Raw genomic sequence first — 19,877 nt, forward strand, 5'->3', positions numbered from 1 at the left:
GCCAAAGAGCTTCGCGCAGCGACTGGGTGAGGAGATTGTTGGTCGCGTCGGCAAACCGGCACCGTTGTCACGGATTCAGTTATCCATCAGTGGTAGACCGGGCAGCACCTTCTCGATGGTGATGGGGAAGTCGCGCACGCGTACGCCGGTGGCGTTGAACACCGCGTTGGCGACCGACGCACCGGCCCCGCAGATGCCCAGCTCGCCGACGCCTTTCGCGCCCAGGACGTTGGCCTTGTCGTCGTACCCGTCAAGGACGACCGCGTCGATGTCGGGGACGTCGGCGTGGACCGGCACCAGGTATTGCGCGAAGTCCCGGTTGACGAAGGCGCCGGATCGCAGGTCGACCACGGCCTCTTCTTCGAGGGCCGCGCCGACTCCCCAGATCATGCCGCCGATCAGCTGCGAGCGGGCCGTCTTCGCGTTGAGTACGCGGCCCACCGAGAACACGCCGAGCATCCGCCGCAGACGGATTTCGGCGGTGTCCGCGTCGACCCCCACTTCGGCGAAATGGGCCCCGTAGGTGTTGATCGAGTAGTCCGTGTAGTTCGGATCATCGCCCATGAAGCGGGTACCGCCCTCCGCCTCGAACCCTTCTGGATGGTTGCGTGCGATGATCTCGCTCAGCGCCTCGGACGCTCTGCCAACAACCACGTTGCCATTCGAGAACACGGCGTCTGCCGGGTCCAGGCCATGCAGCGGAGAGCGCGTGTCGCCGCGCGCCTCGGCCAGAAGCTGCTCGCGCAGGGCCATGCACGCACCGTGCACCGCATTGCTCGAGCTGGCGGCGCCCCACGAGCCGCCGGACCCCCAGCTGGTGGGAAACTCGGAACGCCCGAGCTCGATCCGCACCCGATCGGGCGGCAGTCCGAGCCCGTCGGACGCGACCTGAGTCAGGACGGTGTACGTGCCCGTGCCGAGATCGGTCATGTCCGTCTGGACGACGGCGGTGCCGTCAGCCTCCAACCGCACCCGCGCTGCTGCCGGCCCTTGGAAGTGCCCGCGGATGGCGGCCGACATGCCGTAGCCGACCAGCCACCGCCCGTCGCGCACACTCGCCGGGGTGGCGGGGCGGTGCTCCCAGCCGAACCGGCGCGCGCCTTCGCGCAGGCACTCGACCAGGTGCCGGTCGCTGTACGGTACGTCTCGCTCGGGGTCGACGGTGGGCTCGTTGAGGATCCGCAGCTCGACCGGGTCCATCCCCAGCGCATGGGCCAGCTCGTCCATCGCCGACTCGACCGCCAGCATGCCCGGCGCTTCGCCCGGCGCGCGTACGTCCGTCCCAGGCGGCAGATCGAGCGGCGCAAGCCGGTGGCTGGTCAACCGGTGGGGTGCGGCGTAGAGACTGCGGGTCGTGGCGGCGGTCTGCTCGGCGTACTCCACGTCGGGGTTGGTGTGCATGGTGACGTCATGGGCGATCGCGGTCAGCCGTCCGTCCTGCTCCGCGCCCAGTCGAACCCGCTGGCTGGATGTGGGACGGTTGCCTACGAGCTGGAAGATCTGCTGCCTGGTCATCGCGACCTTGACCGGTTGGCGCAATTCGCGAGCGGCGAGCGCCGCCAGGATCGTCTCGGAATGGATGCCCAGCTTGGAGCCGAATCCCCCGCCGACGAAGGGGGTGACGATGTGGACCCGCTCCGGGTCGATCCGAAGCGTGCCGGCGACCGAGGCCCGCGCCGCGTCGACGATCTGGCAGCTGACGTAGACGACCAGGTCCTCGTCGCGCGGTTCCACCAGACACGCGTGCGGTTCCATCGGCATCGAGAGCTCGTACGGCGTCGTGTACTGCTGGTCGACCTTCACCGCCGCACTGTCGAACCCGGCATCGAAATCGCCGACCGCAGTGTCGGTGGGGATACCGGCGTTGACCACCTTCGGGATGTACACCTCGTCTTCCTGCTCGGCAAAGTTGAAACGTCCGCGCACGCCGGTGTATCTGACTTCGACCAGATCGGCCGCCGCTCGGGCCTGTTCGAGGGATGTGGCGACGACGAGCGCCACCGGCTCGCCGTAATAGTGGATGTCGGGACCGGTCAGTACCGGCTGGGCGCGCCAGTACTCGGACGGAACGGACTCATCACGGACCCCCTGGGCGGGGGCATTGTGATAGGTCATCACCATCTTTACGCCAGGTGCGCGTTCGGCGCTCTCGGTGTCGATCCGGGTGATGCGGCCTTTGCCGATCGTTGCGCCGACGATGAACCCGTAGAGAGGTTGGCCGGCCCCCCACTGCTCGTAGGCGTATGTGGCCCGGCCGGAGACCTTCAACGGGCCGTCGACGCGGTTCAGTGCTTGCCCGATCATCTCGTCTCCTCAGCTTGCCTGAGCCGCTTGCGCCAGCGTGCGGCACAGCGTGCGTTTGGCCAGCTCGATCTTGAAGTCGTTGTGCCCCTGCCCCACGGCGTCGCACATCGCGGCCTCGGCTGCGGCGCGATAGGTGACCATCGTGGCGGGACGACCGGTCAACGCGGCCTCCGCCTCGATGGACCGCCAGGGCTTGTGCGCCACACCGCCGAAAGCCACCCGCGCCTCACTGATCGCTCCCTGATCGGTCGAGACGACAGCCGCCACGGAGACCAGCGCGAACTCGTACGACGCCCGGTCTCGCACCTTGCGGTAGGTCTGCCGGCCCGACGGGGGTGGGGGAAGGAGCACGCTCGTGATCATCTCGCGAGGGCGCAGCACGGTCTCGATGTGCGGCGTATCGCCCGGCAGCCGGTAGAGGTCTGCGATGGCGACACGGCGTACCGACCCGTCGGCGTCGAGCAGCTCGATCTCCGCCTCCAGCACGGTCATCGCGACGGCCATGTCCGAGGGGTGGGTGGCGATGCAGGAGTCGCTGACGCCGAGGAGGGCGTGAATCCGGTTGAACCCTCCGATCGCCGAGCATCCGGAACCGGGATCCCGTTTGTTGCAGCCCGCAGCTGTGTCGTAGAAGTAGGGGCAGCGAGTGCGCTGCAACAGATTTCCCCCGGTGGACGCCTTGTTGCGCAGTTGGCCCGAGGCTCCGGCCACCAGTGCCTCCGACAGCACCGGGTAGCGGGTACGCACTCGGGCATCGGCGGCCACATCGGAATTCGCAGCCTGGGCCCCGATAAGCAGTCCGCCGTCCGGGAGCTCCTCGATGTCCCGCAACGGAAGCCGACTGATGTCGACCAGATGGCTGGGCTTCTCGATATCGAGCTTCATCAGGTCGAGCAGGTTGGTGCCGCCGCTGATGAACTTCGCGCCGGTTCTGGACACCGCAGCGACGGCGGCCTGTGCGTCGGTCGCTCGCTCGTACGTGAAGGATCTCATTCCGGGCCTCCCACCGCGATGCCACGGATGGCCGCGACGATGTTCGGATAGGCGGCGCACCGACAGATGTTGCCGCTCATCCGCTCGCGGATCTCCTCATCGGTCAACGCGATCCGCGGCGAGGTCAGGTCAGCGGTGGCATAGCTGGGCCAGCCTGCCTCCACCTCGGCGAGCATGCCGACAGCCGAACAGATCTGGCCGGGAGTGCAGTAGCCGCATTGGAAGCCGTCACGCTCGACGAAGGCACGTTGCATGGGGTGCAGATCATCGGGATCGCCCAGGCCTTCGATCGTCACGATCTCGTCGTCCTCATGCATCACGGCGAGCGTCAAACAAGAATTGACGCGTCGGCCGTTGATCAGCACCGTGCAGGCGCCGCACTGCCCGTGATCACACCCCTTCTTGGTCCCGCTCAGGCGCAGGTGCTCGCGCAGCGCGTCGAGCAGCGAGGTCCGTGGATCCACCTCAAGCCGTTGCACCTGATCGTTGACGTTCAACCCGATCGCCGAGAGTTGGGCCATCTCGCCCTGGCTCCGCCCTGCGGCGCCCGTATCCGAATCACTCATCACAGCCCGCCTTCCTCGCTGGGTGCGGGTGTCACCCTGGATATGCGTCGCCACTGTGGGGCGCGAAACGTGGCCCGCCTGGGGCCATGCCCGCCCATCATCCAGCCGATGGGCGGGCCAGGACGGACGACACCGTCACGGGTTCACCTGGACGGGTGCTGTACCTCAAGCCCGGGGGGGACTGGGGAGCGGGAGGACCCGTTCGGTCAGCTGCCCGGCGAGCTGGGCATCGTATGGGCGGCTTCGATGAGTCGGTCCGCCGCGGTCAGCTGGCCGACCAGGTGCTGCGGCTCGCCGCGACCTACCGGGACCCTGGTGGCGAGAGCGTGGAGGGTGATGCCCTTGCCGCCGGGACCGAGGCGTCCCGACGCGTCGGTCTGGGTGGCCAGCGTCAGGGCGAGCAGCCGGGTGCCCGCGGTGGCCCTGGCCTTGTGGAGCTTCTTGTTCGAGACGACTTTCTGGGCCCAGCCGGAGCGCTTGGGCCGTATCTTCTTGCCGAACGTGAACGGGCCCGTCCCGTCCTTGTAGGGCACCAGGGAGGGGACGGTGATCGCGGTGGGGTTCTCCGGCCGGGAGGCAAGCAGGCCGCCGGGCGATTCAGCAGGTCGGCTCCGCCGACGCAGCACGGCGCGCCGTCGGCGACGGCGTCGAGGTCGTCGTCGCTCAGGGCTGGGAGGCGGGCGGGCACAACTACGGCGGTCTGCCCACCATGGTCGGTGTGCCCGCCGTCGTGGATGCCGTGGGCGAGCACGCGCTGGTACTCGCCGCCGGTGGAATCACCGACGGACGCCAGGTCGCCGCGGCCCTGTGCCTGGGCACCGACGGCGTACGGGTGGGCACCCGCCTGGTCGCCTCGCACGAGGCCCAGGTCCATCCCGAGCACCACCGCAGGCTGATCGCCTCGCTGGGCGAGGACAGGGTACGCACTGGGATCTTCGGCCCGGAGTGGCCCGACTTCAATCCGATGCGGGTGCAGCGCGACCGTGTGGTGGCCGAGTGGAGCGACCGGCTGGCTGAGGTACCGCCCTACCGTGACGAACTCGAACAGGTCGGCACCACGGTCTTCCAGGGCGAAGAGACCGTGCTGCGCAAGTTCAACGTGCTGCCACCCGTACCCGCGACCGAGGCCGACTGGGAGGAGATGCCCTGGCTCATGGGGCAGGGCGTCGGCCTCGTCCACGACATCCGGCCCGCGCAGGAAAAATCGGGAGCCTGATCCGCCTGATCCGGCAAGCAGCGATCAACGCGATCCCCGACGGCACCGAACAGATCACCGAGCAAAGTCTCGACACGATCCGCCTGGACCACCTCGCCGCCGGCCTGGAAGCCGTACACGGTCGTTGACCGCACTCTTTTCACGGGACAGAATCCCGCTTCCTCGGGTCTACTCGCCAAAGAGATGGTGAAGGCTCTGTCCTGACCGAGAGGAATTTCAAATGCCCTCCACGACAGGAGTCAGTCACGATACGCGACCGGCTCCAGGATCACCGGAGTCCACCACGTCTCCTCAACTGTCCGCAACCTGGAGGACAGTCTGGACTGGTATCAGCGGCTGCTCAGCGCCGAGTGTGGGGTCCGAGGCCAAGGATCAGGCACCGGACACGCCGTCACCGACCATGGAGAGTGGATCGACTACGACATCGAACGTCTTTTCGTCGACGTGTCCGCTTGCCAGCGCGGCCTCTTTGAGGGTCTGGTTGTTGGCGAGCGCAGACTCGGCGATGTGCGCGGCGTTCTGGTAGCCGATGACGGGACTCAGCGCCGTGACCAGCATGAGGCTCTCGTTTACATATTGTGCGATCTTCTTTCGATTCAGTTCGGTGCCGTTGACGGAGAATGTTCGGAACTTATCCATCCCGTCGGCAAGAATGCGTGCCGAGTGCAAGAAATTCTTGATGATCACCGGGCGCATCGCGTTCAGTTCGAAGTTGCCCTGGCTTCCGGCGAACGCCACTGCAGAGTCGTTGCCGAGCACCTGGATCGCGATCATGACGATGGCTTCGCACTGGGTCGGGTTGACTTTGCCGGGCATGATCGAGGAGCCGGGTTCGTTCTGGGGAAGCAGTAGCTCGGCGAAGCCGGTGCGCGGGCCTGAGGCCAGCCATCGCATGTCGTTGGCGATCTTCATCACGGCAACGGCCAGTCCGCGCAGTGCTCCGTGTGCTCGCACCATGGGGTCCAGCGACCCCTGCGCCATGAACTTGTTTTCGGCGGTAACGAACGGCTTGCCAGTCAGTTTGGCGATCTGCGCCGCGACGTCACGGCTGAAGTTCTTCGGCGCGTTCAGCCCTGTTCCGACGGCGGTGCCGCCCAGGGCCAGCGCGAGCAGTTCCTTGCGGGTGTGCTCGATCTCCTCGATGCAGGCGCGTAGTTGGGCGGCGTAACCTGACCACTCTTGTCCCACGGTAAGTGGGACAGCGTCTTCGAGGTGCGTGCGGCCGATCTTCACGACCGTGTTCCACTCTTTGGCTTTTGCCTCAAGGACCGCGGCGAGGTCTCGGGCCTGGGGCAGGAGGTGGTCGTCGATCTCCTGAACCGCGGCAATGTGCATCGCGGACGGGAAGCTGTCGTTGCTGGACTGCCCCATATTGACGTCGTCGTTTGGGCCGACCGGCTTCTGGCTCCCGAGCGTGCCGCCGAGCAACTGTGACGCACGGTTGGCGATGACCTCGTTGACGTTCATGTTGCTTTGGGTGCCTGACCCTGTCTGCCAGACGAAGAGGGGAAAGTGGTCGTCGAGCTCGCCCTGGATGACTTCCTCCGCGGCTCGTACGATCGCCTGTTTCTTCCATTCGGGCAGCCGGTTGGCGGCGGCGTTCACCAGCGCTGCCGCCTTCTTCACGTAGCCGTAGGCGTGGTAGACCTCCTTGGGCATCCGGTCGCCACCGATGGAGAAGTGGATCAGCGACCGTTGCGTCTGCGCACCCCAGTAGCGGTCCGCTGGCACCTCGACCGTGCCCATGCTGTCAAATTCTTCGCGCTGTCCATCGGCCTGGATCCCGATCGGTACTTCCTGCATCTCGGGGACCGACTGGTCGCCCTGGCTCACTTCGCGTGCTCCACATCGCTCGTGGGATAGACCGGCTGCCACATCGCGTCCTGCACCGCTTGAATGAGGTTTTCGTGCGTCTTCGTCGCGACCCCATCCTGTGCAGCGGCGCGGGCGACGGCAACGGCGACTGTGGCCGAAGACGCCCTCAGGTTGGCAACCGGCGGCAGGAGTGAGGCCCCCGGATGGGACACATCGACCTGGCCGGCCACGGCTTCGGCAGCGGCGAGCAACATGCCGTCGGTCACGTGACGGGCGCCCGAAACGATCGTGCCGAGGCCGAGTCCGGGATAAAGGAGCGCGTTGTTGGCCTGTCCGATCTCGTATGAGATGCCGTTGTAGTCCACCGGTCCGACCGGGATGCCCACCGCCATCAGCGCTCTGCCCTCCGACCAGGTAATCGCGTTAGAGGGCATGACCTCGATGCGACTCGTCGGATTTGACAGCGGCAGGAGGACCGGACGGTCCACTCCCTCGGCCAGCGCGCGCACGACGTCCTCGGTGAAGGCGTTATGGACGGTCGACGTACCGATGAGGATGGTGGGTTTGACGTGCTTGATGGTGGTCAATAGCTCGATCTCACCGTCTGCCCACGCGCTCACCTCGGACTTCGGCCTCGCGTACGCCCGCTGGTAGTCAGGCAGGTCCACCATGTCGTCGGTCACGAGGCCATGGACGTCGATGAGCCAGATGTTGCTCTTGGCCTCTGCGGGGGTCGCGCCGTCACGCACCATCGCAGCGTGGATCTGGTCGGCCATGCCAGTGCCAGCGGTTCCCGCCCCGAAGACCACCAGTCGCTGCTCGGACCAGCGTGCCCCTGTGACCTTCAGGGCAGAGAACACCGACGCCATGACGATCGCCCCGGTGCCCTGCATGTCGTCATTGAAGATCCGGTACTTGTCCGCGTTCTCCACCAAGATCCGCCGGGCGTTCGACGGCCCGAAGTCCTCGAAGTGCAGCAGCGCGTTCGGGAACAACTCGGACACGGTCCGGAGATAGAGGGCGATGAAGTCGTCGTACCGCTTACCGGTCACCCGGGCATGCCGGTTGCCCAGGTAGGGCGGGCTGTTGAGCAGCTGCTCGTTGTCTGTCCCGACATCAAGGTTCACGGCGATGACCCGGTTCGGGTCGATGCCAGCTGCGGCCGTATAAACGGCGAGCTTACCGATAGAGATGTCGGTCCCGTTGACGCCCCAGTCCCCGATTCCCAAAATCTCCTGAGCATCGGAGACAACGATCAGATCGACGTCGTCTGCACCAAGGCCGAGCGACTCGAATGATACTTTCACGTCCTCGGGGCGGTTAATTGACAGGTATACCGCGCGTGAGTCGCGGTAGTCCACGGACCATTGCTGGATCGCGTCACCCACGGTTGGGTCATACACAACGGGCAGCAACTCGTCGAGGTGGTCGGCGAGCAGCTTGAAGTACAGCACCTGGTTCCGGTCGTGAATCTCATTGAGGTAGATGTACTTCTGCAGATCGGACGATTTCTGCTTGAGCTGTGCGTAGGCCCGGTTGGCCTGTCCCTCGAGGGTCTCGACGGCGGCTGGCAGCCGTCCGGTGATCCCGAGTTCCGCCCGCTCCTCCAGTGTGTAAGCGGTGCCGCGGTTTCGGTAGCGATCCTGCAGGACGGTCGGTTCGACAGGCATGGATGCCCCTTCGGCAGGTTTCGAGCATTGACGCTGTGCGCTGGCCCGGGCAGGGCTCTGCAGGGCTGCCCCTAATATCGGGCGACCTCTTCTGTCTTCACCCCGCCCTGTCCAACGCCTGCTGCTACGTGAGAGCAGGCGAAAAGTTCGCTATGCCCGGGCACAAGCGCGATGACGAGGCGCCCGTTGGCTGTGTACGACTCCAGCACTCGGGAAGAACGCTCGCGATCGCACGGAAAGGAATCAGCTTGTGACGAGGGTCTCGGGCTGCATCTCGTAGGAGTGCTGGATGGCTTGATGCCGCGTCCCGAGGCCATCCGTAACCTTGCGCTCCCAGGGGGCCTGCTGGAGTTGCTTGGTCTCTTCGAGCATCGACGCTGGTTCCAGATTCCGGAAGCGGTCGACCTCTCCGGCCGCGACAGCGGTCAACGTCGCATAGACCGCTTCAGGATCGAACTGCGCTCGGGGGAAGGCGAGCTTGGAGTAGTCGAAGAGCCGCTGCGAGGGGTCGTCCTCCCAGCTTTCCCAGGTCTGGAACATGCGGTCGTTGAAGCCGGTCAAGAACGGCCCCGGGTTCACGGTGGCGACCTCGATGTTGTGCTCCTGCAGCTCGTAGGCCATGGTTTCGGCGATCGCCTCGACCGCATGCTTGGAAGCGGAATAGATGCCGGTGAAGGGGTTGACGTTCAGGCCCTCTCGGGATGAGACCCACACGATTCTGCCGGCGCCGCGCTTGACCATCTGCTTGGCGATTCCCTGGGTGAGGAGCAGCGGGCCGGTGACGTTGACCTCGAACTGGTGACGGATGTTCGATGCGGGAATGTCGACCGTGGAGCCGCCTTCGCCGACTCCTGCGTTATTCACCAGGATCTCCACACCCCAGTCGAGAGCCTTGCGACGATCACCGTCGTTTGTGACATCAAGCTTCTCGACCTGCAGGCTCACCCCTCGCCCAGCCGCCTGCCGCTTCAGGGTCTGAACTTGAGCGTAAATCTCCACCGCGGCGATCACGTCGAATCCCTTTTCCGCCAAGCGCATGGCGGATTCATATCCAAAGCCAGTACCTGCTCCGGTGATGAGCACCTTCTTCAGAGCACGATTCACCATACAGATGTTCCCTTCGACTCTTCCCTATCCACCGTCGAACCCGGAGCGTCGAATTTATTCCACGTGTAGTCGGTCGAGGCAGGCGACGCGCCGCCTTTGCGGAAATACATTCCCTGCACGGCAGCAATCCAGACCGCTGAATTCGAGGCCACATGGAGACTGCGCTCCGATCTCGATGCCACGGTGCCACGCACTCCGCCGACCCGCGATCCGACCACAGTCCGGCCGGACCGTGGTCTTGCATCGCACGCCCCATGTAGCGCACCCTTCAGGGGTCTTGAGGAAGCGGGACGCCGGGCCCGCATCCGCCGCGGAAGCCGGCCTCAGCGATCGGATGATCATCGGCTGACGCCGACCATCCGCCAGGGGAATCGCCGACCCGGCGCCACCCGAATGGACTTCACGCCGTGGTTGTAGCCCTGGTGCGAAGTGGCCGTCCCGAACCCATTGTTGATCAACAACGACGTGTACTAATCCTGTCCCCCGCGCCCCGTGTCAGGGGCGGGCGACAGGCGTATGCCGGATGCGTCCGCGGCAATCCAGCCGATTACGCAAGACCGGGACAACGACAGGCCGGCTCCTATCCCAGACCGGGTGGCTGTGTTCCACAGGATGAAGGCACACGAATATTCCAGCCCGGAAAATCAATACGCGAATCAGGCATCATTTGCCGATTCTACGAGCTTGCCCTCCAGTTCCTCAGGAGTCAGTTCGTCGAACCTTCTGAGGACCTCACCAGTCACAGGACTCGTCGTTGCGATATGCATGAATCGACGACATGACCGCACGATAGAGGCCAAATTCACCTATTTACCCCCTCGCCCGCCTCGCGACGCGGCGCGCCGACCGGCGGGAGCTGCGCCTTCCAGGTCAGCCGGAACCCCGCGGCCCGTCAGCGGCCACCACGCCTGCTGCCGCTCACCCAGCACGGCACCGGATGCACGGCGAGCACAGACACGCCAACATATGACCCACGGCGTACGGCAGAACGCGGCCCGTCACGAATTCCGCGCCGGGGGACTCCCGTCCGAGTTCGTGCAGCCGAGGCCAAGTTCACCTTGTAACTTCGAAGGAAGTGGATGCACATGGCCGCCTCTGGGATCTTGAAATCAGGCGAGGGCAGATTGGCCTTCGGGGTGGCGGTGCTCTCCGCCCTGGCCCTGGTGCCGGCATACTCCGCACACGACCCCGGCAGGGCCCCGGGGGACCAGAAGCCGACCGTGGTGCTCGTGCACGGAGCATTCGCCGACGGGTCCAGCTGGAACGCAGTGGTGCAGCGCCTGCAGCGGGGCGGCTATCAGGTCATCGCGCCACCCAACACGCTGCGTGGCATACCCCAGGACTCGGCGTACCTGAACAGCCTCCTGAAAACCATCAAGGGGCCGATCGTCCTCGTCGGACACTCCTACGGCGGCGAGGTGATCTCGCAGGCGGCCGCTGGGCTCGACAACGTCAAGGCACTCGTGTACGTCAACGCGATCATGCCGGACAAGGGCGAATCGTTCGCCAGCCTCTCCAGCAAGTTCCCGGCCGCCCCGATCACCAAGGCGTTCAGGCAAGTGCCGTTCCGCAATGGCGACGGCACCACGGGCACGGACGTATACATCCAGGCCGCCAAGCTCCACGCGACCTTCGCCCAGGACCTCCCGCAGCAGCAAGCATCCATCATGGCGTCGACGCAGCGCCCGATCGCACAGTCGGCGTTCACCGACAAGATCACCGCAGCGGCTTGGCGGGACAAACCGGTCTACGTACTCGTCGGCAGGCAGGACCGGGCCATAGACCCGAGCCTCGAGCGGTACGGGGCCAAGCGCGCACACGCGCGCAAGACGGTGGAGATCAACTCCTCGCACGTGTCCCTGGTCTCCCACCCCCAAACGGTCACGGATCTCATCGTGAGCGCGGCCCGCGAATCCGGTCACCAGTAGACGAACGGGCATGACCTGCCACAGCCGTGGACGGCTGTGAGGGCGTGGCAGTCGGCCGCAAGAACGTCGAACGGCTCACGCGCCAGGATCCGATGGGTACTCGCCCGCCATCGACCGCTGGTGGATCACCAGCCGGACTCTCTCAACCAGCGTCGGCCCCTGCACCCGACCACCACGTCCCGGCCCGTCGACCGACGGGCCCAGGAGGAGCGCACCGTCTGCTGCCGCGCCACGAGGACATATACCCACCCTGGGCGGCGAGCCCTGCCGCCTGGGCACCGGCTGCGTCGGGCCCAACGGCCGGAACGAGCCGCCTCGTCACTGACCTGGTAAACGGATTGCATCACGGCGTACGGCGTGACGTCACAGGTATCAGCCAAATATGATGGATTTGTCTTCTTTTGCGGTAAATGAGAGGCCATGTCATGGATGGAATTGCCGACATGGGAGGCACCCAGGGCTGGGGACGCGTTCATCCACCGGATCGCGAGGAGCGCGTTTTCGCACAGGACTGGGAGCGCAAGGCATTCGCGCTGGCCATTCTCTCCAGCCGCGTTGCCTGCGGCGGCGTCAACACGGACGCCTTCCGGCACGCATTGGAGCGCCTGGACCGCGCCGCCTACCTGGACGACGGTTACTTCGGGCGATGGCTCAACGCCGGAGAACTGATGCTCACCGAACAGTCCGTCCTGGCGACCGGTGCGGTCGAAGCCCGCGCCCGCAACCTGCACGGCGAACACGTGGAGGAGCCACCGGTCACGGAACCTGCCCTGCCCCGGTACACACCCACCACCGAAGGCTCACTGCGGTCCGTGGAGACCTCACCGAAATTCGACGTAGGCGAATGTGTACGCGCCAGGAACATGTCCGTGCCCGGGCACACTCGACTGCCGCGCTACGTCCGGGGCCACAGCGGAGTCGTCGAGATCATCCAGCCCGCCCATGTGCTGCCGGACACCAATGCACACTTCATGGGAGAGAACCCCCAACACGTCTACTCGGTGCGGTTCGACTCACGCGAACTATGGGGCGCCGACGCCGAACCCTTCACCGTCACCGTGGACATGTACGAGAGCTATCTGGAGACCACCCCATGACCACCACCGGCGGCTCTGAGGAGAGCCCTTCAGTGGCGCTGCGCACCGAGGCGCTCGAACAACTGCTCACCGAGCGCGGCCTGATCGACCCGAAGGCCATGGACGCGATCATCACCCGCTATGAGACGAGCGTGGGTCCACTTAACGGTGCCAAGGTCGTCGCCAGGGCGTGGACGGACCCCGACTATCGGCGGCGTCTGCTCGAAGACGGCACCGCTTCCATCAAGGAACTCGGCTTCTCGGGACAGCAGGGCGAGCACATCGTCGTGGTCGAGAACACCCCGACCACCCACAACGTCGTGGTGTGCACGCTGTGCTCGTGCTACCCGTGGCCGGTCCTCGGCCTGCCGCCGAGCTGGTACAAGGACCCCGCCTACCGCGCGCGCGTGGTCAGGGAGCCGCGCACGGTGCTGGCCGAGATGGGACTCACGCTCGACGACGACGTGCAGATCATCGTCCGGGACTCCACCAGCGAGGTGCGCTGGCTCGTACTGCCCGAGCGTCCACCCGGCACCGAGCACCTCACGGAAGAAGAACTCGTGCCCCTGATCACCCGGGATGCGATGGTCGGCGTAGCCAAGGTGGCGACACCGTGAGCACGCCACTGGACATCGAGGGCCCGGCAGCACCGCCCCGCTCCAACGGCGAGCTGGTGTTCGCCGAGCCGTGGGAAAGCCGCGCCTTCGGCATGGCCGTCACCCTGTACGAGGCGGGCGTCTTCAGCTGGCCGGAATTCCAGACCGCGCTGATCGCCCGGATCACCGCCTGGACAGCCTCACAGGAGCACGGCGAGTCATACCACTACTACCGACTATGGCTGGGCGCCCTGGAGGACGTACTCGCCGACCTCAGCGCCGTGTCCACGGACGAGGTCATCACACGCGCCCAAGCCCTGGCACAACGCTCCCCAGGTCACGACCACCGCGACCACGCGCGTTAACTCCGACACCTTCGGAGCAGACTTCACTGTCGGCGAGCTGGTCCTCCGGGAGTTTTCGGGACGAGTGAACGCAAAGGCTCCGCTCGGGGCCACCGAAGTCGCCACCCACGCGAGTGGCCAGCAGCCCGGCACGAGGACATGCGGCGACCGACCGTCCACCCCGGCGTCATCTCCTGGAGCAAGGACGGAACCCCGCCCCGCTCCTCGCGTTCACCGTCGCCGACGGCCACATCGCCGAGATCACCGCCGTGGTCGACCCGGCCGAACCCGCGGTCAACAACCTGCCGGACCCGGTGCGACCCCCTACCAGCAGAGGCCGCGCACACTCGAAGTCGTCCAAGCCTGATCCACGCAGAGACGTTGAACTCAGCCTCTGAGAAGACCACAGCACCGCGCGACCGCTCATCGAGGCAGGCCACGGGGCTCCGTGCAGCGCCGCATCAACCGCGGTCACTCAGCGTGCCCTGGGGGCGATGATTGCGTCTATCGCCGCTGCCCGAGACCTCGACTTCGCGGCAAATCGCGATCACGAACCGCGGTACGAATCACACCTCGGCGCCGATACGCCGTGTCGGATCGCGCGAAGCGTTGACCTGCGTGGTCGCGATTTGCCGAAGAGTCGAGTGGCATGGGAGGCAGCGGCGGGTCAGGATTGGCGGCAACCGGAGGTCGCCGTCGGCGTCACCGGGGGTCAGGCGCAGAGCAACAAGGGGTTGCCGTCACAGTGATCGACACGGACGAGCTAGCCAAGCGGAACGCCGGGTTCGCCGACGGCGGGTCATTCGCCAACCTCAAGCTCATGCCGAGTGGCAGTCTGACAGTCATCGGATGCGTCGACCCTCGTGTCGACCCGTCCGACGTGCTCGGGCTCAAGCTCGGCGAGGCAGCGATGATCCGCAACGTCGGAGGGCGGGTCACGCCCGCGACACTCCGGACGCTGGAGATGCTCTCGAAGGTCGTCCAGGCCCGCACGGGCGGCCCTCGCCCGGGCGACGTCCACTATGCGGTTCTGCACCACACCGACTGCGGGATCACGGACCTGGCCGCGTTCCCCGAGCTGCTGGCCGATTACTTCGAAGCTCCGGCCGGAGACCTGGACGCCAAGGCGGTCACCGACCCGGTCGCCGCCGTCCGCGTCGACGTCGAAATCCTCAAGCAGAAGCTTCCGGCCGGAGCCTTCGTCTCAGGGCTCGTGTACGACGTGGCCACCGGCCACATCGACGTCGTCGTCCCGCCCACGCGAGTGGAACATGACGCCGCACGGCGCCTGCGGCCGGCGCGACCGCCGTGGGCCCGCGGCTTGTACCGAGAACTGCATTCCTGGCCGGTCGTATCGACCGGGAGGCACTTTCTGGCATGCGCGACGACCACGGGCACTCGGCGGCCGAGGCGGCGTGGTCAGCGCCTCGCGCCGCGGAGGGACCGGCTGTCGACCCGGTGAGGCTGCCCGAGATCGACGAGGTCAGGGCCACGACGGTGGTCGACAACACCTTCGACGCCCTACTGGCCCTGCCGAAGGCGTCACCCGGGCGCCGGGCGGACCGCCGCGCGGCAGTTCGCCAGCGGCGGGGCCCTCGCGGGGCTGCGTGCCGAGCACGGCTTCTCGGCCCTGGTCACCGTCCACAGCGGGAACGCGAGCAGCACGCTGCTGTTCGATACCCGCGCGTCGCCGGACGGGCCGGCTGTGTCGCCGAGCGTCTCGGCATCGATGTCGGTGGCCTCCAGGGCGTGCTCAGCCACGGACACTTCGACCACACGGGCGGCTTCGACGGCCTGGCCCTGCTGCGCGGGCGCTCCGGCCTGCCGCTGACCGTCCACCCCGCGGTCTGGACCCGCCGCCGCCTGGCACTCCCGCCGGCCAGGGTCTGGAGATGCCCACGCTGTCACGGGGTGCCCTGGAACGCGAAGGGTTCGAGGTGATCGAGCGGCGGCAGCCGTCGCTGCTGGCCGACGACACCCTGATCACCGGCGAGGTGGACCGCGTCACCGAGTTCGAGCACGGCATCCCGTCGGCACACCAACCCTGGGACGGGAACGGTTGGCGACACGACCCCGCCGATAACAACAACCAGGCACTCGTCATCAACCTGCGCGGCCGGGGACTCGTCATCATCACCGGGTGCGGCCACGCCGGAGTGGTCAACATATCCGGCACGCCATGAGACTGACCGGCGTCAGCAAATTGCTGGCCCTCATCGGCGGCTTCCACCTGAGCGGCCCCGCCTTCGAGCCGGTCATCGGCCCGACGGTGGCCGCGCTCACCGAACTCGTACCCGAGCTGATCGTCCCCGGTCACTGCACCGGCGGGCGTGCCCAGCACACCCTCGCCGCAGCCCTCCCGGACGCGTGGGGCGTGCCCAGCACACCCTCGCCGCAGCCCTCCCGGACGCGTGGGGCGTGCCCAGCACACCCTCGCCGCAGCCCTCCCGGACGCGTGGGTGCAGACCAGCGTCGGAACCACCTACACACTCAGCGCCCCACAGGCGGGTAAAGCCTGATCCGGCTCAGCAGTCCCGGTTCAAACGGTGCAACAGGAAGTGCAGGGTCGGCGGTACGCGAACGGGCTGTTGGGGGTACCTCGGATGGCACCCGGGGCCGTGGAAGCCGGCCGGCTCCCGAGTGTGCGGCGAATCGGGAAGGACGAGACCGGCAGTCTCTCGTCCAGGCGAGTCCGGCTGACGAGTAGACGGCCGGGCTGCGCAGAACCAGTCGTCGATGTCCGGGGCTTCCGGCGATGTCGCCGTGGCGGTGGTGGTGCCGTCCGGGTCAGCAGCCAGAGCAGTCCGTCCAGCGGGCCGCCTATGAGCGCGGTGTAGGTCTGCTGGTCCTGGCCATACACGCGGCCGCGCAGCAGCTGCTCATCGCCGTTCATCCGTCCAGCGTTCCAGCCGCCACCGACAACAGAGGCCGCACGGCGACGGGCCCGGCCTGGACGGAGGAGGCAGGGCTGGCTGTCCGCCGCCCAGGACAATTCCTGCCACCGGCCGCTGCCCCCACGGGCCCGACGGAGTACGGAGCCTGCTGACAGCGTTGTCGCGCACCCGTCGTTCCCTGCCCGGTCGCCGCGGTTTGCCCGGCGCGCTGGAGTGGGGCTTTGCGGGTAGCGTGATTGATACGACGTGCTCATCGGCCGCTTCCGCTGCCGGCCTCTCCGTCGCCTTTCCGCTGCTGGTCGTGGCGTGACATTCCCATTGCGGCCCGGGTGCTGAATTCTCATGAAGCGTCAACTTCGGACAAGTTTGGAGGGGCGATCATGGCCTTCGCCACTGCCAAGGACGGCACGCAGATCTATTTCAAGGACTGGGGTTCGGGTCGGCCGGTGGTCTTCTCCCACGGCTGGCCGCTGATCGCGGACGCGTGGGATCCGCAGCTGATGCTGATGGCGGACAACGGCTACCGGGTCGTGGCCCACGACCGGCGCGGGGGCGGACGCTCGGGCCAGCCCTGGAAGGGGAACGACCTCAACACGTACGCCGAAGATCTCGCCTCCGTCATCGAGGCCCTCGACCTCCGCAACATGATCCTGGTCGGTCACTCGACCGGTGGCGGAGAGGTCACGCGCTACATCGGCCGGCACGGCACAAGCCGTGTCGCCAAGGCGGTCCTGCTGGGTGCGATCCCCCCGTTGATGCTCAAGACGGATGCGAATCCGGAGGGGCTGCCGATCGAAGTCTTCGACGAAATCAGGAAAGGCGTGCTGACAGACCGTTCCCAGTTCTACAAGGACCTCAGTGCCCCCTTCTACGGCGCCAACCGCGAAGGAACGACCGTCTCCCAGGCGACCCGCGACGAGTTCTGGCTCTGGAGCATGACGGTCGGCATCAAGGCCGCCTACGACTGCGTCAAGGCGTTCTCGGAGACCGACCTCACCGAGGACCTGAAGACGTTCGACATTCCCACGCTGATCATTCACGGCGACGACGACCAGATCGTTCCCATCGTGGCCTCCGCGGAGAAATCGTCACAGCTCGTCAAGGACGTGACCTTCAAGGTCTACTCGGGTGCTCCACACGGTCTGTCGATGGTTCCCGAGTTCGCGGATCAGTTCAATGCCGACCTCCTCGAATTCGCCCGCGGCTGACCAGGTGGTTCGTGGTCTACGGCGCGCTCTCGACCCATCGGCAGACCGATCCTACAGCGCTGACGATCCCGCTGCAGGCACGCTCGGTCATCTACGAGACGAAAGCGGTCCGTGGCTTCTGGCTGAACCGCTGGTTCGGCACCGCCTCACCCGAGATTGCGCTGCGCGCGCTGTCCCGGGTTCGCGGTCTCGTTGCCGATGAGGTGCTGAGCATCCCCCGGGGCCGGCCGTTCCCGCTCGAACGCTTCGCTGAAGCCGTCTCGCTCGCAGAAGCGCCCGCGCACGGCACCAAACCACTCTTCGTCTTCGAAGACGGCTGGGGCGAAGGCGACAGGTAGCCGGGCCCAGCCTTCGGCGTCACGGCGGATGCCGGCTGATGGGCGGCACCGCGAGGGACGCGGCGAAGGCCGGCGCCGCGCACGCCCTGGCGGTGACGGACACGATCGATGCGTTCCGCCAGTCGCCGCCGCTGGTGACGAAGCCCGTGGCCCCCCGCAGCACTCACCCAGTCCCCGAGCGGGTGCTGCTGGTTTGGCCGCGGAGGTTGGGGCATCTGCGGGGGTGGGAGACCGGAGTGGCGCTCCGGTCGCGGGCACGTTCACGACCCCGGCCAGTGGCAGTCTGCGCGCGGATGCGGCCCGAGGATCAGGTGCCGGTGTTGTTCGTGGAGGTCGACAACCACACCGAGCCCAAAGCGGTCGTCGCGGCGAAGATCGACTGGTACCGACGCTTCTTCGGCCGACAGGCCAAGGACCACGACGGCGGTGACGTCGCGTTGTGGTCGACGTTGTGGGATGACTCCGGCCGCGGCGGCTTCCCGCCAGTCGCCCTGGTCTTCACGAAGGACGCCGGGGCGCAGGCCCGGATGAACCGCATCAAGACCATCCGCGACCCGTCCCGCACCTGTTGGCAGCCACGCTGGCAGAACCCACACGGCTGGTCCCCCAGGGACACCGAGGAAGACGGCTGGCGGGGCTTCACCGGCACCGTCCCCGTCATCGCCACCCACCACCTCGACCAGCTACGCACCCAACGCGATGGCCGAGGCGCTGAACGGCACGTTCAAGGCCGAGCTGATCGAGATGCAGGGCCCTCTGGAAGGGCGTCGACCAGGTCGAGCGGGCGATCTTCCAGTGGATCACGTGGTACAACGAGGAACGACTCCACTCCGCCCTCGACTACGTACCGCCCGCCGAGTACGAACACGACTACTTGCGGAACCAGGAACAAGTCCCGCAGTCCGCCTGAACCATCAAGATTGGTCGGGTGGCCCGGGGGAATCGCACCCCCGGGCTCCCACAGAACGGAGCGTGACAATCTCTTGTCACTCCGCTCTTGCCATCCTGATCACCAGGCTACGGCGGCCTCCGTTGCGATCTTCCAGTACGCGAACAGCCGGGGGTACCGCTTGGCAATTCCCTACATGCACTCGATTGCTTTCCTCAGCCTCGCGAGCCGCTTGTACTTTCTGCGGATCCATCGCGCCAGGTAGGCGTTGATGCGCGCCAGGAGGGGATACAACGCTGACCGATAGAACCGGCCGTAGTAGTTGATCCAGCCCGCCACAATCGGATTGATCTCTGGTGGACGAGGTGGCAGTCCGGTGGCCGGGACGCAATTCTGTCCCGCCCGCGCGGCCGCCACGTGGGCGAGCATCAGGCACTGTCCGAAGCCGAGCAGGCCACATCGGCAGGTACGAAAGCACCGGGCCGCCCCGAGTCGGCCGAACGGCCGACGCCGGGCCAGGTCCCGGACCGCCGGTGGCCGGGTGGCTCTTGCCGTCCTTCGTTCAGTGGTGGGCCACGGATGCGTCTGCTTCGGGCCGAGCTTCCTGGCCTTCGGGTTTTCCACCGGGGTTTGTCCTCGGGCCAGGCCTGACGCGAGGTCCGTGGTCATGAACCGCATGAAGAAGAACGGTTCCTGACCGTTGAGGACGCTCCATACGGCCACCACACCCCGGGCCGCCTTACTCAGGCGCGGAGCAGCGGGCGTCCACCAGGTGTTCGGCCAGGAAACAGGGCTGGAGCCCGTCCGCGCGGATGACCTGCCAGACCGACAGGTCGTCGGGGCCCTCGTCGCTCAGCCCGGCGGCGCGGGTGCCCGCCGGACCATCGGAGATCCGGCCGCACGGGAAGACCGCAGGAGCCGTCCTGAAGGGGC

General features: G+C 66.6%; 21 protein-coding genes. 11 read left to right on the top strand and 10 right to left on the bottom strand.

What is annotated here, in order from left to right; translation table 11 throughout:
• Positions 1-75 precede the first annotated feature (75 nt).
• The 4 genes from AMK22_RS32945 to AMK22_RS32960 form a co-directional block, all read right to left on the bottom strand.
• A complete protein-coding gene (locus tag AMK22_RS32945; protein ID WP_073791053.1) occupies positions 76-2,304 on the bottom strand; it encodes a xanthine dehydrogenase family protein molybdopterin-binding subunit in 2,229 nt (742 codons plus the stop codon).
• Positions 2,305-2,313: 9 nt separating this feature from the next.
• Positions 2,314-3,297, bottom strand: coding sequence for an FAD binding domain-containing protein (locus tag AMK22_RS32950; RefSeq protein ID WP_073791054.1), 984 nt, complete (start codon positions 3,295-3,297; stop codon positions 2,314-2,316).
• Positions 3,294-3,863: a 2Fe-2S iron-sulfur cluster-binding protein gene (locus AMK22_RS32955; protein ID WP_073791055.1), complete on the bottom strand. Its 570-nt coding sequence runs from the start codon at positions 3,861-3,863 to the stop codon at positions 3,294-3,296. The genes AMK22_RS32950 and AMK22_RS32955 overlap by 4 nt, the downstream gene beginning before the upstream one ends.
• 206 nt (positions 3,864-4,069) lie before the next feature.
• Positions 4,070-4,489: a hypothetical protein gene (locus tag AMK22_RS32960; protein ID WP_199883376.1), complete on the bottom strand. Its 420-nt coding sequence runs from the start codon at positions 4,487-4,489 to the stop codon at positions 4,070-4,072.
• Between AMK22_RS32960 and AMK22_RS32965 the strand changes: the two genes are divergently transcribed.
• Positions 4,459-5,079: an NAD(P)H-dependent flavin oxidoreductase gene (locus AMK22_RS32965; RefSeq protein WP_242434257.1), complete on the top strand. Its 621-nt coding sequence runs from the start codon at positions 4,459-4,461 to the stop codon at positions 5,077-5,079. The genes AMK22_RS32960 and AMK22_RS32965 overlap by 31 nt on opposite strands.
• Before the next feature lie 372 nt (positions 5,080-5,451).
• Here the strand turns inward: AMK22_RS32965 and fumC are convergent, their stop codons facing one another.
• From fumC to AMK22_RS32980, 3 genes are all read right to left on the bottom strand, one after another.
• The gene (gene fumC / locus AMK22_RS32970) at positions 5,452-6,882 is read right to left on the bottom strand and encodes a class II fumarate hydratase (RefSeq protein WP_073791103.1); all 1,431 of its coding nucleotides are present in this window, start codon (positions 6,880-6,882) and stop codon (positions 5,452-5,454) included.
• Between the two features lie 26 nt (positions 6,883-6,908).
• Positions 6,909-8,564: an NAD-dependent malic enzyme gene (locus AMK22_RS32975; RefSeq protein WP_073791057.1), complete on the bottom strand. Its 1,656-nt coding sequence runs from the start codon at positions 8,562-8,564 to the stop codon at positions 6,909-6,911.
• Positions 8,565-8,807: 243 nt separating this feature from the next.
• A complete protein-coding gene (locus AMK22_RS32980; protein WP_073791058.1) occupies positions 8,808-9,671 on the bottom strand; it encodes an SDR family oxidoreductase in 864 nt (287 codons plus the stop codon).
• Positions 9,672-10,756: 1,085 nt separating this feature from the next.
• Between AMK22_RS32980 and AMK22_RS32985 the strand changes: the two genes are divergently transcribed.
• From AMK22_RS32985 to AMK22_RS38875, 5 genes are all read left to right on the top strand, one after another.
• Complete coding sequence (locus AMK22_RS32985) at positions 10,757-11,599, top strand: alpha/beta fold hydrolase (protein WP_073791059.1); 843 nt, start codon at positions 10,757-10,759, stop codon at positions 11,597-11,599.
• Between the two features lie 425 nt (positions 11,600-12,024).
• Positions 12,025-12,696: a nitrile hydratase subunit beta gene (gene nthB, locus AMK22_RS32990; protein WP_073791060.1), complete on the top strand. Its 672-nt coding sequence runs from the start codon at positions 12,025-12,027 to the stop codon at positions 12,694-12,696.
• Positions 12,693-13,292, top strand: coding sequence for a nitrile hydratase subunit alpha (gene nthA, locus AMK22_RS32995; RefSeq protein ID WP_073791061.1), 600 nt, complete (start codon positions 12,693-12,695; stop codon positions 13,290-13,292). The genes nthB and nthA overlap by 4 nt, the downstream gene beginning before the upstream one ends.
• Positions 13,289-13,636 carry a nitrile hydratase accessory protein gene (locus AMK22_RS33000; RefSeq protein ID WP_073791062.1) on the top strand — a complete coding sequence of 116 codons (348 nt, stop codon included), beginning with the start codon at positions 13,289-13,291 and terminating at the stop codon, positions 13,634-13,636. The genes nthA and AMK22_RS33000 overlap by 4 nt, the downstream gene beginning before the upstream one ends.
• Before the next feature lie 724 nt (positions 13,637-14,360).
• A complete protein-coding gene (locus AMK22_RS38875) occupies positions 14,361-15,077 on the top strand; it encodes a carbonic anhydrase (protein ID WP_242434253.1) in 717 nt (238 codons plus the stop codon).
• 80 nt (positions 15,078-15,157) lie between these two features.
• Here the strand turns inward: AMK22_RS38875 and AMK22_RS40290 are convergent, their stop codons facing one another.
• Positions 15,158-15,454, bottom strand: a complete 297-nt coding sequence (locus tag AMK22_RS40290; RefSeq protein WP_073791063.1) for a hypothetical protein — start codon at positions 15,452-15,454, stop codon at positions 15,158-15,160.
• Between the two features lie 53 nt (positions 15,455-15,507).
• Here AMK22_RS40290 and AMK22_RS40295 point away from each other — a divergent pair, with 53 nt between their 5' ends.
• The 4 genes from AMK22_RS40295 to AMK22_RS33030 all read left to right on the top strand — a co-directional run bounded on the left by AMK22_RS40295 (position 15,508) and on the right by AMK22_RS33030 (position 18,055).
• Entirely contained in the window at positions 15,508-15,798 is a 291-nt protein-coding gene (locus AMK22_RS40295; RefSeq protein ID WP_073791064.1) for a hypothetical protein, read from the top strand.
• Positions 15,795-16,127 (top strand): hypothetical protein, encoded by a 333-nt coding sequence (locus AMK22_RS40300; RefSeq protein ID WP_199883377.1) that lies wholly within the window; start codon positions 15,795-15,797, stop codon positions 16,125-16,127. Before AMK22_RS40295 ends, AMK22_RS40300 begins: the two co-directional genes overlap by 4 nt.
• A 762-nt stretch (positions 16,128-16,889) precedes the next feature.
• The gene (locus AMK22_RS33025; RefSeq protein WP_073791065.1) at positions 16,890-17,717 is read left to right on the top strand and encodes an alpha/beta fold hydrolase; all 828 of its coding nucleotides are present in this window, start codon (positions 16,890-16,892) and stop codon (positions 17,715-17,717) included.
• An 11-nt stretch (positions 17,718-17,728) separates the two neighbouring features.
• Positions 17,729-18,055, top strand: coding sequence for a hypothetical protein (locus AMK22_RS33030; RefSeq protein ID WP_073791066.1), 327 nt, complete (start codon positions 17,729-17,731; stop codon positions 18,053-18,055).
• Between the two features lie 260 nt (positions 18,056-18,315).
• On the opposite strand, the gene AMK22_RS39750 is transcribed toward AMK22_RS33030, so the two are convergent.
• Positions 18,316-18,651 (bottom strand): hypothetical protein, encoded by a 336-nt coding sequence (locus tag AMK22_RS39750; protein ID WP_158072108.1) that lies wholly within the window; start codon positions 18,649-18,651, stop codon positions 18,316-18,318.
• A gap of 203 nt (positions 18,652-18,854) precedes the next feature.
• On the opposite strand from AMK22_RS39750, the gene AMK22_RS42495 reads away from it, so the two are divergent.
• Positions 18,855-18,965: a hypothetical protein gene (locus AMK22_RS42495; RefSeq protein ID WP_443333335.1), complete on the top strand. Its 111-nt coding sequence runs from the start codon at positions 18,855-18,857 to the stop codon at positions 18,963-18,965.
• Positions 18,966-19,136: 171 nt separating this feature from the next.
• On the opposite strand, the gene AMK22_RS37870 is transcribed toward AMK22_RS42495, so the two are convergent.
• On the bottom strand, positions 19,137-19,670 hold the full coding sequence (locus AMK22_RS37870) for a group II intron maturase-specific domain-containing protein (RefSeq protein WP_242434254.1): 534 nt from the start codon (positions 19,668-19,670) through the stop codon (positions 19,137-19,139).
• Positions 19,671-19,877: the final 207 nt, after the last annotated feature.

Source organism: Streptomyces sp. CB01580 (assembly GCF_001905795.1).
Classification (GTDB): domain Bacteria; phylum Actinomycetota; class Actinomycetes; order Streptomycetales; family Streptomycetaceae; genus Streptomyces.

Excerpts from the sequence above, each read along its gene's own strand:
- nthA (WP_073791061.1), top strand. The coding sequence starts at position 12,693 with ATGACCACCACCGGCGGCTCTGAGGAGAGCCCTTCAGTGGCGCTGCGC.
- AMK22_RS32985 (WP_073791059.1), top strand. The coding sequence starts at position 10,757 with ATGGCCGCCTCTGGGATCTTGAAATCAGGCGAGGGCAGATTGGCCTTC.
- nthB (WP_073791060.1), top strand. The coding sequence starts at position 12,025 with ATGGATGGAATTGCCGACATGGGAGGCACCCAGGGCTGGGGACGCGTT.
- AMK22_RS40300 (WP_199883377.1), top strand. The coding sequence starts at position 15,795 with ATGAGACTGACCGGCGTCAGCAAATTGCTGGCCCTCATCGGCGGCTTC.
- AMK22_RS32945 (WP_073791053.1), bottom strand. The coding sequence starts at position 2,304 with ATGATCGGGCAAGCACTGAACCGCGTCGACGGCCCGTTGAAGGTCTCC.
- AMK22_RS32950 (WP_073791054.1), bottom strand. The coding sequence starts at position 3,297 with ATGAGATCCTTCACGTACGAGCGAGCGACCGACGCACAGGCCGCCGTC.
- AMK22_RS40295 (WP_073791064.1), top strand. The coding sequence starts at position 15,508 with ATGCCCACGCTGTCACGGGGTGCCCTGGAACGCGAAGGGTTCGAGGTG.
- fumC (WP_073791103.1), bottom strand. The coding sequence starts at position 6,882 with ATGCAGGAAGTACCGATCGGGATCCAGGCCGATGGACAGCGCGAAGAA.
- AMK22_RS32975 (WP_073791057.1), bottom strand. The coding sequence starts at position 8,564 with ATGCCTGTCGAACCGACCGTCCTGCAGGATCGCTACCGAAACCGCGGC.
- AMK22_RS32955 (WP_073791055.1), bottom strand. The coding sequence starts at position 3,863 with ATGAGTGATTCGGATACGGGCGCCGCAGGGCGGAGCCAGGGCGAGATG.
- AMK22_RS32980 (WP_073791058.1), bottom strand. The coding sequence starts at position 9,671 with ATGGTGAATCGTGCTCTGAAGAAGGTGCTCATCACCGGAGCAGGTACT.
- AMK22_RS33025 (WP_073791065.1), top strand. The coding sequence starts at position 16,890 with ATGGCCTTCGCCACTGCCAAGGACGGCACGCAGATCTATTTCAAGGAC.